Genomic DNA, 12,577 nt, shown 5'->3' on the forward strand with positions numbered 1-12,577 from the left:
TGATCGGGTGCCGAGCGTCGGCGCGAAGAGGGAGGATCAAACAAAACGCAGCGCTACCCGTATCGGCACGGCCTCGGCGTACTCGCGTATCAGATACACGTTATTGAGCCAGGTCAGATCGAGTTCGCTGGCGTGGACACCGTAGGTGCCGCCTTCAACGATCACGCCGTAGTCGCTCGCCATGGCGTATATGTGTTCGCGCGCGAGTTCGAGAAGCGTCGGATAGTCGTTGTGCACGACCATGGCCGCCGCAGGGTCCACGAAGTAGTATTGCGCCTCGCCTCCCGCCAGGAGGCGGCGTCCGAGCATCAAGGTGCGGGAACCTGCCCTCACTTCGAACGCGCGCGCTCCGGTGCGCGGGCCATCGAATAGCGTGCTTAGCGTCTGGATGCCGAACTCCAGCGACGGTGGGTTCAGGTATTGCGCAGTCATGCAACCGATTTCCTGAAGATCGGACATGAGCCAGAACGACTCCTGAGGCAGCAATCGTGCTTGATGGTTGAACAATTCAATCATCCTGGCGAGCGGGTAGCGCGAAGGAAACAACGCACACGCGCGCAGCAGTCCCGTGCGGACATGACCGAGATACACGCGCGGCCGCTGCGTGATGACTTTGCAGATGGCACCCACACGGTTGGCATCTGCGACCAGCGAACTGCTCGCGACGGTCTCTCCGGCGTCTACGACGTTTTGCAGATAGTCGATGCGTCCCGCAAGCTTGCCTAGCGTTTCGCTGTCGGTCACCGTGAAATCGATGAATTCAAGCCGGAGCATGCGCAATTGCCATAACGGCGACATCGCACTGGCGGACGTATCGACCGCGGTAATGCTGCGGCGCGCGGCCTCGAAGATCTCGTCACGCGAGTCGCGCAACATGTCGAAGCGGGCGCGAAACGTCTGATCGATGCGCCATGCGACATGCGGCTCTTCCAGCGTAGGTGTCGCGAACTCGGATTGCGCAGCGATGTGCCAATGGCCGGAGGGAGACAGCCGCATGAGGGGACCCTCGGCAGCCTGATCGGCTGTGCCGACCTTCGGTACGACGCGAAAGAAGCCGGTCGACTCGTCAAACGTGAGGTAGGCGCGGGTTTCGGCATCGATCGCAGCATAGAATTGCCCGTCGACAATGTGCAGGCCGCGAATCAGGGCATCTTCGGCGCGCGGCGCCTGCGTCAGGAAGTATTTGTAGCGCGCATCGCCGGTGATCATGAGCAACGCGCGATATCGCAGGCTGGAGATTCCCTGTGCGCCGACTGCCGACAACAGGGATTGCCCCCCTTGTGCGACCAGCGCGTCGTTATGCATCAACTCGCCGGCGGCCACGCCGAGCAAGCCGATGGTCGCGTCGAAGACGGAGTAGGCCAGACTGACGGGGCGAGCCGCCGGCATGACCCAGGTGCCGAATCCGAGGGCGAGGTCGATGTTCGACAATGTCCCCATCAGGGAGAGCAATGCCTCTTGCCCCTCTGTCGTGGGGTGCGGTGTGCGTTGTTGGCGCGATTCGTAAGTCGATGTCAGTGCGGCAAACGTGTCGAGCGCGCGGGTCTCGAGTTTTCTCGAAGTGTCGAGTTTGAGCGGCGTGTTCCCGGTGAGGTTGGCAGGGCTTGCGCCAATGAAGGTGCCGGCGATGCGCGCCCGCGTGGTGTCGCGATCGAGCTGTGTGCCAAGCCAGGACGCCATCATGGCCTGATCGTCGAAACCGTAGACGTTCATTCCATCGACATAGGGCGCGAGAAGCAGACACGGCGCCCGACCGGCGATCGAGACGACCATCAGCGATGTTTCCATGCCATTGACGTTGAGCCATGCACGATCCACGGCGGGCGCATCGATGCGGTGACCCAGTGACGTGATGTCGAGTCTGCCGAGCGTGATCGGGCCCGCGATCCGGGATGCGATGTGCACCTGATCCACGGTCATGGTCCGATTCGCCCGTCCGATCCAGACTTGTGCGATGAACTCGGACTTGATCACATTGCGGACCTTGAGTCGGGAGGTCTTCCAGAACTGAGTGACTTCGCTATCGAGCTTGCGTTGCAGTGTCGCCAGAGACGTATTGTCGATCACGTCATCGACACTCAGCACCTTGCCCGTTGTCGATTTAGACTTCCTGAACGTTCGAAATGCGCCGTCGGCGCCTTTCGCCAGTATCGGCATGGACAGATGGCTCGGGGTGCCCGGATGCGCAGTGGCGTTAAGCACGACATCGACAATCGACAACAACTCACGCGTGTCTGTCTGGACATAGACCTGATCTGGATTCGCGCCGCGAATGCCGGTGCGTTCCAACTGATGGATGAGAAAGGTCCGTACGGTCGGTTTGACTTGCGGGATGGCTTTCGACAAGGCAAGTCTGAGCGATTCCAGATGGACGACATTCTTGACGTCTGTCAGGGAAACGGCGCTTGAATGTCCCGGCAACGTTCGGTGCGCTGAGGCACATTGCTGCCGGAATGCCTGAATTCCCTGCTCGACGCCGGTGGCACTTGTCCCCGATAACCAGTCGCGGTACTGTGAAATTCGCGATGGGGTGTCGCGGTTTGCACTCGCCAGGGCGCCATCGGCGGCTATGGTGTCGAGCGTTGCCTGCATGGCGAGCGCGATGGGAGGGCGCTGCGGCTGAGATGTCAGTTTTACCAGCGGCGCGTGCTTCCGGCTCTCGTCGCGAGCACGTATCGGCAATCGCTGTCGTAATGCGGTGCTCAGATTCAGTGCGTTACCGGCAACGTCGTCGAGCAGTGACTGTGGCGATTCGAACGCACGCCATGCGACAGCGTCGCCTTGCAGATAGAGCAACGTTGTCCCGTTACCAGACGGCGCGCCGACGACACAGGTGCCGGCCGGGGCGAGTACGTGATCGGTTCCTCCCAGCGGTATCGTGAACTCGAGCCGATACGTCCGGAATGTGGTGTCCGTATCGTTCGAGAGCGACACGTTCGTGAGCGCTGAATGGCCCAGATAGAACGCCTCGTGCGAAAGCAGTCCGCCACGGAAGGTCAGTATCAGTTCGCTTAGCGCGAGTGAGTTGCACAGCGGGCGGTTCATCCGGGACTGTGCCTGTTCCAGCAGTTTGGTGGGCGGATGCCACGTCTGGTTCGCGCGCGCTTCGCACGCCTGAATCCATCGTTGGACAAGACCGTCGAATGTGGCCGACGACATGAGGGTGGGCGCCTCGAATATCGCGCCGTCGGGGGTGTCTTCGCAGATGTCGTAAAGCGTGCCTTCTTCCGGATTCGTCAGGTTCAGTTTGCCCGTGCGAATCTGTTGTGCCGCAGCAGGCAGCGTGACGTAGGTGACCCGCATCGTTCGCGGCTTGCCGTCCATCGGCGCGTGTCGCCGGAGTTTCAGATCGGCCAACTTGCGTGCCGCAAATTCGTCGGCTTTGGCGAGCAGACCGTTGAGCAGTGCCGCTTCGCTTTGCGGCGGTGAGAATTCGAGATCCGGCGAAAACGTCGAGTACAACTCGTGATGCAATACCTCGCGATGACGCCAGAAGCTCGTGATCTCCACGAGGTTTTGCATCTGCGGCGAAACCTTGAGACTGGGAGGGCTCGTTGCGGTTGCGACAGCCCTGCCGCGGGAAACGGCTATCGGTGGGGCGATACGCTCTGTTGCCTGCGCTGTGGGAAGCACGAACGGTGGCAGCGACGTGAGTCGTGTCAGCGCCGCGGACATCGAATCGGGGATTGGCATGGCAACGTTTGCCACAAAGCGCATGGTGTCGTCGATGGCTTGTGAGAGCCGGTCGAGAATCGACATCTCCGATGTGCCGGCGGGCGTTTCCGGATGCGTGAAAAATGCATCAAATGCCTGATGCGCGGTGCGCACGGGCGGTGCGCCGAGCCAATTCGGCGATGCTGTTCGAAGCCCGTAGCCTAGCGCCGATGCATACAGGTAGCCGAGAATCAGGCCGGTCTTCCCGCCGCGAGCGCGGTTCAGCGTGGGGGGCGGCAAGGTCAGGTCGTGTGCAGGCGGTGCAAGAAACTTTGCCATCGGATAGACGAGCGTCGGCTCGACGTGCGACGCGCGAATACCGCTGCCGAGCAGAAGAAAGTCCTTCCACGCCTCGACGATCGATGCGCGCCAGTCGCAAAAGTAGCGCTTCCAGGCGCTGCCGAACCGGCAGACTTCCGGCACTGGGAGCGCCGAGCGAGACAGCGACCGTTCGAGATCACGTCGGGTTGCCGCGCCCAGGAGCTTTCGGCAAACGTCAACCACACTCTCCGACGGGGAGCGCCGGGCGAGTCGCGCGGGCAGCATGTCGACCAGGCAGGCGCCAAGCCGGGGATTCTCGTCGAAGACGTTCATGAACCCTTCGATGACGTCGTCGTCAAGTGCTGCGAGGTCCTCGATGGAAATACCCTGCTCGGTCAGTCGAAGCATCAGCCCCAACGCAGGCTGCGCTTCGGGCGGCTCGTCGAGCATCGCGCAGGCTCGTGTGGAGAGAGAATTGAATCGGGCAATGTCGTAACGCGTGTCGTGGCTCGTCGCGTTAGCGAGGCCGTCCAGGAGACGATTCGGCGCGAAGGAGGGTGTCGTCAGTGCGTTGGGTAGGGTGGCGGGCATATCGGAACTTTCGTTGACGAAAAGAGGCCCGCGGTACAGCGCATGTGACCGGACTGCGCCAGTGGGCGTGTGCACGGGGCGTACGGCGAAAGTCTGTCGGGGGAGCCCCCCCGCAACTTGCAGATTGTGGTCAACGCCGTGCAACGCGAACGATTGGGAGGCGGCCCGGTACGTGCATGTGAGCACGCGGTGCGACGACACAAGGCACTGGCATACCGAATGTCAGAACGACGACGGAAAGGAGGGGGAGCGGAAGGGGAAGGAGGGGCGGAGGTGGAGCTGAGGTGGAGCTGTGACGGGAAACGCCGGGCGAATCCGTCTGTGGTCAGCGGCGATCCAGTTCGCCTGCGCAGTACGTCGCGAGCGCCTGAATCACGGCGGCGTCCTCGCCGATGGCAGCGCTCACGCGTAGCGTGACGCCGGGGTGTGCGGCGCGGCAGGCGTCGACGAGCACCGGCAGATCGCGCCGGACGTGGCCGCCCTGACCGAGAAAGACGGGCACGACGGTAATGTCGGCGCTGCCTTGTGCGACGAGTGCGTCGACGGCATCGGCCAGACTGGGCGTCATCAGTTCGAGAAACGCCAGGCTGACGTTGGCGTCGGGGCGCTGCGCGATCAACTGGTCGCGCAGGCGCTCGAACGGCTCGGCCCAGCGCGGATCGCGCGAACCGTGGGCGAAGAGAACGACACCGGATTTGCCGCGCATCGTCGTCACCTCAATGCTTGTCGACCCAGCGCAACGCCCCGATGGCGAGCACCAGGTAGAGCAGCGATGGCAAGGCCGCTGTGAACCACGCCGGCCAGGTGTTGAGCAGCCCCAGATGCGAGAACAGGTTGTTGAGCAACTGGAAGCTCATGCCGAGCATGATGCCGCCGAACACCTTCAGGCCGATGGCCCCGGCGCGCGCATGCAGATAGGCGAACGGCAGCGCCAGCGCCATCATCACGAAGACGGCGAACGGGTACAGCAGCTTCTGCCACAGCGCGAGGTTGTAGCGGTCGGTGTTCTGCTGGTTTTCCTTCAGGTGGCCGATGTAGCGGTACAGACTGCCGATCGCCATGTTGTCGGGCGAGACCATCAGCACCGACAGGATCTGCGGCGTGAGTTCCGAGCGCATCTGCACCGTGTCGATGTGCACCTGCTTGCTCTGCACGAGGGCGCGCAGGGGGTCGTTGCTGGTCGTGGCGTCGGTCGTCGCGGTGAAGACCGTCTCCGACACGTCCGTCAGTTTCCAGTAATTCGGGGCATCGAACTGGCCGAGCTTGGCCAGTCGCACGCTGTCGAGCCGCAACTTGTCGTCGAACTCGTAAATGCGCACGTTGGCGATGGTGTTATCCGGATTGAGCGTGCCGACGTTGATGAAGCGGGTCACGCGCTGACCGTCCTGATCGATGGTGTCCTTGACCCAGACACCTGAACGGAAGCCCGCCGAGACCGAACTCCCGAGGGCTTCGAGGCGGATCTTCTGTGCCAGTTGCTCGGCGCTCGGCGCGATGTACTCGCCGATGACGAAGGTCATGAGCACCACCGGGAACCCGATCTTGAGCAGCGAGCGCAGCGCCTGCCCCGTCGACAGTCCCGAAACGCGGAAGATGGTGAATTCCGAATTACCGGCCAGCTGCGCGCAGACGTAGATGGCGGCGATCAGCGAGGCGACCGGAATGATTTCGTACATGCGCTGCGGGGCGAACAGCAGCACGTAAGCCAGCGCATGCTGGAAGCGGTAGCCGCCCCGGCCGACATCACCGAGTTCGCTGACCAGATCGAAGAAGACGAACAGGCCGACGAACGCCAGCAGCACGAACAGGAACGCCAGATAGATCTGACGGGCAAAGTACTTCTCGTAGACGCGCATCATCGGGCACCTCCCGAGGCACGCGCCGCGCCGGCGCCATTATTGCGGCGACGACCGAACAGGCCACGGAAGCGCACACGGCGCAGGTAAAGCAGCACGATGATGGCCAGTGCCAGCGCGTGCAGCAGCCACACGCCGACGGCCAGCGGCAGGCGCTCTTGCGCCACCCATGCCTGCGACAGGCTCAGCAGGTTGGTGTAGGCCAGATAAATCAGCACGGCCATGACCAGGTTGACGGTTCGACCGTGACGCGGGTTCTGATAGGCGAGCGGTACCGCCAGCAGGACCAGCGAGAGTGCCAGCAACGGCAGGCCGATGCGCCAGACGATTTCGCCACGGAAGATAGGGTTCTGGATTTCACGGAACAGGCGGGCCGTCGGCACGCCCTTGGTCGGCGTATTGTCCGGATCGGCCGCCGTCGGATTGTCGATCTTCACGCCGTAGCGCTCGAACTCCATCACACGGTAGTCGGGCTGTCCGGGCACGCCGTCGTAGCGGCGGCCTTTTTCCAGCACGATGTAGCGGTTGCCGTCCTTGGCCGTCTCGATGTGACCGTCTTTCGAGACGACGACGTTGACCTTGCCGTTTTCCGTGCCGGAGACGAAGACGTTGTGGACCTTCGTGGCGTCGGGGGAGACCGTCTCGACGAAGAACACGCGATGGCTCGCGGCGCTCTCGCGGAACTGGCCCGGCGAGATCATCGAAACGTCGTCCCGCTGGGCGAAACGGGCTTCGAGCAGCGAGATCTGCTGGTTCGCCCATGGCCACGCCACCAGTGCGCAGAACGTCACGACAGCCAGATAGGGTGCGGCAAAGCGCAGGACCGGTTTGATGAAGTCGGTGATCGACAGGCCCGAGGCGAACCACACGACCATTTCCGAGTCGCGGTACCAACGGGTGAGGACGAACAGGATCGAGACGAACAACGTCACGATCAGAATGACGGCGAGGTAGCCGATCACGGCCAGGCCGATGAGCACGAGCACATCGCGCGGATCGGCTTTCCCCGACGCGGCGAAGCCCAGGATGCGGATCATCATGGTGGTGAGCATGACGGTGATCAGCACCATGAAGACGGCCCCGGCGGTGTAGTTCAGCTCGCGCTGCAGGGAACGCTGAAAAATCATGTGATGACGGTTGGGGTGCTCTCGCGGTTGGGCGAGCGCGGAAAAAAGCGGATAATTGCGGCTCGTACGAATTTTACCCGAGGAAAGCGCGATGGACTTTAGCACAAAAGCCTTCGATTCGACCAAGGCGGGCCAAGCCGGTCTCGCCAACGCAAAGACCGAATGTCTGGTGGTTGGCGTGTTCGAGCAGCAGCCGCTCGCAGGACTCGCCAAGGCGCTCGACGCCGCGAGCAAGGGCCTGCTCGCCCGCATGGTCAAGCGTGGCGAACTCGACGGCAAGCTCGGCAGCACCCTGATGCTGCACGAAGTCGCCGGCTGGAGCCCGGCACGTGTGCTGTTCGTCGGTCTGGGCCGTGAAGAGCAGCTCTCGCAGAAGCACTTCAACGAAGCCACCCGCGCCGCCGTTCGCGCCGTGCTCGCCTCGCGCGCCACGGATGCACTCTGGACCCTGCCGCAGGCCAAGGTGCTCACGCAGGACACCGCCTGGGCTGTGCGCGCCTCGGTGATCGCGTTGCGCGACGCCACCTACCGCTTCACCCAGATGAAGAGCAAGGCGGAGCCCGCCAACACCGCGCTGCGCAAGGTCGTCTTCTCGGTCGCCCCGGACGATCTGAAGGCCGCCAAGCTGGCCGCCAGGCATGGCGAAGCGATTGCCAACGGCATGACGCTCACCAAGGATCTCGGCAACCTGCCGGGCAACGTGTGCACGCCGACGTATCTGGCCGACACGGCCCGCAAGCTCGCCCGCGAATTCAAGCTCAAGTCGGAAATCCTCGGCCCGAAGCAGATCGAGGCGCTCAAGATGGGGTCGTTCCTGTCGGTCGCCCGTGGCTCGGTCGAGCCGCCGCAGTTCATCGTCCTCAAGTATGAAGGGGGCAGCGCCAAGCAGGCCCCGATCGTGCTCGTGGGCAAGGGCGTGACGTTCGATACGGGTGGCATCTCGCTCAAGCCGGGCGAGGGCATGGACGAGATGAAGTACGACATGTGCGGCGCCGGTTCGGTGCTCGGCACGATCCGCGCGGTCGCCGAGATGGGCCTCAAGCTCAACGTCGTCGCCATCGTGCCGGCCACGGAGAACATGCCGAGCGGTCAGGCGACCAAGCCGGGCGATGTCGTGACCAGCATGTCCGGTCAGACCATCGAGGTGCTCAATACCGACGCCGAAGGCCGTCTGATCCTGTGCGATGCCCTGACCTACGCCGAGCGCTTCAAGCCGGCAGCGGTGATCGACGTCGCCACGCTCACGGGCGCGTGCATCATCGCGCTGGGCCACGTGAACTCGGGGCTGTTCTCGAAGAGCGACGCCCTCGCCGACGAACTGCTGGCCGCCGGCCGTACGACGGGCGACACCGCCTGGCGTCTGCCGGTCGAAGACGAGTATCAGGAGCAGCTCAAGTCGAACTTCGCCGACGTGGCGAACATCGGCGGGCGTCCGGCCGGTAGCGTGACGGCGGCTTGCTTCCTGGCGCGCTTCACCGAGAAGTACGAGTGGGCGCACCTGGATATCGCCGGTACTGCCTGGAAGAGTGGCGCGGCCAAGGGCGCGACGGGCCGCCCGGTGCCGTTGCTCACGCAGTTCCTGATCGATCGCGAGGCCCGGTGACCCGCGTCGACTTTCACACGCATGTGGCGAACCGGCTCGAATACGCGTGCCGGTTCGCGCGCAAGGTCTACGGGGCCGGGCAGACGCTCGTGGTCGTTGGCGAACCCGACGTGCTGCGCGCGTTCGATCAGGCCCTGTGGACGTTTTCGCCGCTGGAATTCGTGCCGCACTGCTTTACCCGCGATCCGCTCGCCGCAAAGACGCCGGTCGTGCTCGCCGCGCCCGACGAGGAGGCCCAGCATCATCAGGTCCTGCTGAATCTGGCGGGCAGCGTGCCCACGCACTTCGCCCGGTTCGAGCGCGTTGTGGAGATCATCGGCGACACCCCGGAAGACTTGTCCGGGGCTCGCGAGCGTTATCGTTTCTACCGTGACCGGGGCTACACCCTGAACAACTACGACCAACGAGGTTGACCGTGACGAACGAGCCCGAGCGCAACGATCCCGGCATTCCCACGCTGACCGAAGTGCTCGCGCCGGGCGAAGGGACGCCGCTGCCGGACACGGCCGATGCGCCTGCCGAAGCGGCGGTACAAGCGACGGAAAAAGGCGTGCCGGCCGATGTGGCGGTCTTTGCCGAGCGCGTGAGCGCCCGGCTCACGCTGCAACTGGCCGACGAGATCACGACGATGGTGGAGCGTCGCTGCCACGACGCGTTGATCGATCAGACGTCGTGGCTCGTGCAACTGATCGGCAAGCAGGTCGCCGACGCCTTGCAGGCGCAACTGCCGGATCGCATCCGTCAGGCGGTGATCGAAGAGGTCGCGAAGCAGGTGCGCTCGCAAGGGTGATGTGCAGTTTCGCAGGCGGGGGCTCGCTTCGCCCTGGCGCATGAGGCCAACGTCTGGCGCTGCCGCCCGTTGGGGTTCCTGCCGTCCGGTCTAGGAGCGTGACGGGCGCGCCATTCCAAGAATCCACTGCGCGAGCCGGGTTGCCTCACCCGGGGCGAGTTGCAGGCTCGCCGGCATCGGAATCTTTCCCCACTTCCCCTGACTACCGTCGGAAATCGAGCGTGCGAGCGCATCGGCTGCGCCCGGCTGTCCGGCGTAGCGTTTCGCGATGTCGCGGTATGACGGTGCGAGCAGCGTTCTGTCGGCCGCGTGGCACGTCATGCAGTTGCGGGCGCGGGCAAGCGTCTCCATCGCACGTGCATCGGGCACGTCGGACGCGGGGGCGGACGTCGTGTCGCCTTGCGCGAAGGCCGCGCCGGTGGCGAGCGTCAGCCAGACACTCAACATCGCGCCGGCACAAACGCCGGTCAATCCCTTCATTTGGTACTCCCCGACCGATGACCTTTGATGGATTCACGATGCGAGGCTGCCGGAGGGGCGCGTCCGCAGTCGTCCGCGAAGAATGGGGCGACAGAGTAACGGCCTATTGGTTTGGGGCAGGCGCATCGACGCGCCATTATACGGCGGCGAACCCGTGCTTCGGCGTGTCATGAAGACGCATGGCGGCGCATGAAAAAACGGCGCGTTCGCCGGGTGAGCGAAGCGCGCCGTAGTCCGCCGCCGGGCGGCCGGGAGATCACGTGACGTGGATTCGTCACGTGAGCCAGTCGTCAGCCCGTGGCACCGCCCTTGTTGGCCGGTTGTGCGAGTGCGGCGTACTTGGCCAGAACACCGCGGGTGTAGCGCGGTGCGGGCGCCTTCCACGCGGCACGACGGCGCGCGAGTTCATCGTCGGCCACATTCAGTTGCAACAGCAGCTTGTGGGCATCGATGGTGATCGAGTCGCCTTCCTTCACCAGCGCGATGGTGCCTCCCACGAACGCCTCCGGCGCCACGTGCCCGACGACCATGCCCCAGGTGCCGCCCGAGAAGCGGCCGTCCGTGATGAAGCCGACGGACTCGCCGAGCCCCTTGCCGATGATCGCGGACGTCGGTGCGAGCATCTCCGGCATGCCCGGGCCACCCTTCGGTCCGAGGTAGCGCAGCACCAGAATGTCGCCTGCCTGAATCTTGTCGCTGAGAATCGCTTCCATCGCGCTCTGTTCATCGTCGAACACGCGCGCCGGACCGGTGATCACAGGATTCTTGAGCCCGGTGATCTTGGCGACGGCGCCGTCTTCCGCCAGATTGCCCTTGAGAATCGCGAGGTGACCTTCCTTGTAGAGCGCACGGTCGATGGGGAAAATCACATGCTGATCGGCGCGCGGCACCGACGGCACCTCCTTCAGTTCTTCGGCGATGGTGCGCCCGGTGATGGTCATGCAGTCGCCATGCAGCAGGCCCGCGTCGAGCAGAATCTTGAGCACTTGCGGAATGCCGCCGGCCTTGTGCAGGTCGGTCGCGACGTACTTGCCCGACGGCTTCAGGTCGCAGATGACCGGCACGCGCGCGCGAATGCGCTCGAAGTCTTCGATGCTCCACTCGACGTCGGCCGCATGCGCGATGGCGAGATAGTGCAGCACGGCGTTGGTCGAGCCGCCCGTGGCCATGATCAGGGCTACCGCATTCTCGATGGACTTGCGCGTGATGATGTCGCGCGGCTTGAGGTCCTGCTTGACGGCTTCGATCAGCACGCGGGCCGATTCGGCGGCCGAGTCGACTTTCTCCTGATCGGGGTTGGCCATCGTCGACGAGTAGAGCAGGGACATGCCCAGCGCCTCGAACGACGAACTCATCGTGTTGGCCGTGTACATGCCGCCGCAGGAGCCGGTCGACGGACAGGCGTTCTTCTCGATGCCCTTGAAGTCGGCTTCGGTCATGCGCCCGGCGGTGAATTCGCCCACGGCCTCGAACGAGGAGACGATGGTGAGGTCCTTGCCCTTCCAGTTGCCCGGCTTGATCGTCCCGCCGTAGACATAGATGCCCGGCACGTTGATGCGAGCCAGCGCAATCATGCCGCCCGGCATGTTCTTGTCGCAGCCGCCGATGACGACCACGCCGTCCATCCATTGGCCCTGCACGGCCGTCTCGATACAGTCGGCGATGACTTCACGCGAGACGAGCGAGTACTTCATGCCTTCCGTGCCCATCGACATGCCGTCGGAGATGGTCGGGGTGCCGAAGGTCTGCGGGTTGGCCTGGTGGGTCTTGATGGCGTCCACTGCGGCGTCGGTCAGACGCTGCAACCCCGCGTTGCACGGGGTGATCGTCGAATGGCCGTTGGCCACGCCGATCATCGGATTGTCGAAGTCTTCTTCCTTGTAGCCCAGCGCGTAGTACATCGAGCGGTTGGGCGAGCGGGCCACGCCTTGCGTGACGTTGCGCGAACGACGGTTGAATGCCATGACGTCTCTCTCCTGTGGGGATGCGCCACGCCACGGGCTGTCGCAGCGTCGCACATAGGCGTTGTTGTATCACGCTGTCCTGCCGACGGTACGGCCGATCTTCCGGCGTACCGCTTCATGCCATTGCTGTCTTGTTGCACGGGAGGAGCACAGGTGCGTGCCCCTCCCGATCCGACCGATGACCGAACTGA

9 protein-coding genes are annotated in these 12,577 nt (G+C 63.9%); 3 read left to right on the forward strand and 6 right to left on the reverse strand.

The annotated features are described in order from the left end of the window. Window positions 1–36: 36 nt before the first annotated feature. The 4 genes from C5N93_RS02925 to lptF all read right to left on the reverse strand — a co-directional run bounded on the left by C5N93_RS02925 (window position 37) and on the right by lptF (window position 7,549). Window positions 37–4,566: a DUF6543 domain-containing protein gene (locus C5N93_RS02925; protein WP_242558200.1), complete on the reverse strand. Its 4,530-nt coding sequence runs from the start codon at window positions 4,564–4,566 to the stop codon at window positions 37–39. A gap of 325 nt (window positions 4,567–4,891) precedes the next feature. Next, on the reverse strand, window positions 4,892–5,272 hold the full coding sequence (locus tag C5N93_RS02930) for a CbiX/SirB N-terminal domain-containing protein (RefSeq protein ID WP_242558201.1): 381 nt from the start codon (window positions 5,270–5,272) through the stop codon (window positions 4,892–4,894). 10 nt (window positions 5,273–5,282) lie between these two features. Beyond that, window positions 5,283–6,422 carry an LPS export ABC transporter permease LptG gene (gene lptG, locus C5N93_RS02935; protein WP_242558232.1) on the reverse strand — a complete coding sequence of 380 codons (1,140 nt, stop codon included), beginning with the start codon at window positions 6,420–6,422 and terminating at the stop codon, window positions 5,283–5,285. Next, window positions 6,422–7,549, reverse strand: a complete 1,128-nt coding sequence (lptF, locus tag C5N93_RS02940) for an LPS export ABC transporter permease LptF (RefSeq protein WP_242558202.1) — start codon at window positions 7,547–7,549, stop codon at window positions 6,422–6,424. The genes lptG and lptF overlap by 1 nt, the downstream gene beginning before the upstream one ends. Window positions 7,550–7,640: 91 nt before the next feature. Here lptF and C5N93_RS02945 point away from each other — a divergent pair, with 91 nt between their 5' ends. From C5N93_RS02945 to C5N93_RS02955, 3 genes are read left to right on the forward strand one after another with little or no spacing between them, the layout of a single operon-like run. After that, the gene (locus C5N93_RS02945; RefSeq protein ID WP_242558203.1) at window positions 7,641–9,152 is read left to right on the forward strand and encodes a leucyl aminopeptidase; all 1,512 of its coding nucleotides are present in this window, start codon (window positions 7,641–7,643) and stop codon (window positions 9,150–9,152) included. Next, entirely contained in the window at window positions 9,149–9,565 is a 417-nt protein-coding gene (locus tag C5N93_RS02950) for a DNA polymerase III subunit chi (RefSeq protein ID WP_069340701.1), read from the forward strand. The genes C5N93_RS02945 and C5N93_RS02950 overlap by 4 nt, the downstream gene beginning before the upstream one ends. Window positions 9,566–9,567: 2 nt before the next feature. Further along, complete coding sequence (locus C5N93_RS02955) at window positions 9,568–9,942, forward strand: DUF2486 family protein (protein ID WP_242558204.1); 375 nt, start codon at window positions 9,568–9,570, stop codon at window positions 9,940–9,942. 90 nt (window positions 9,943–10,032) lie between these two features. Here the strand turns inward: C5N93_RS02955 and C5N93_RS02960 are convergent, their stop codons facing one another. Both C5N93_RS02960 and ilvD read right to left on the reverse strand, forming a co-directional pair. Continuing rightward, window positions 10,033–10,422, reverse strand: a complete 390-nt coding sequence (locus tag C5N93_RS02960) for a c-type cytochrome (protein ID WP_242558205.1) — start codon at window positions 10,420–10,422, stop codon at window positions 10,033–10,035. A gap of 290 nt (window positions 10,423–10,712) precedes the next feature. Beyond that, the gene (gene ilvD / locus C5N93_RS02965; protein ID WP_150722548.1) at window positions 10,713–12,386 is read right to left on the reverse strand and encodes a dihydroxy-acid dehydratase; all 1,674 of its coding nucleotides are present in this window, start codon (window positions 12,384–12,386) and stop codon (window positions 10,713–10,715) included. Window positions 12,387–12,577: the final 191 nt, after the last annotated feature.

It is taken from the genome of Pandoraea sp. LA3 (assembly GCF_022696215.1).
Lineage (GTDB): Bacteria > Pseudomonadota > Gammaproteobacteria > Burkholderiales > Burkholderiaceae > Pandoraea > Pandoraea capi.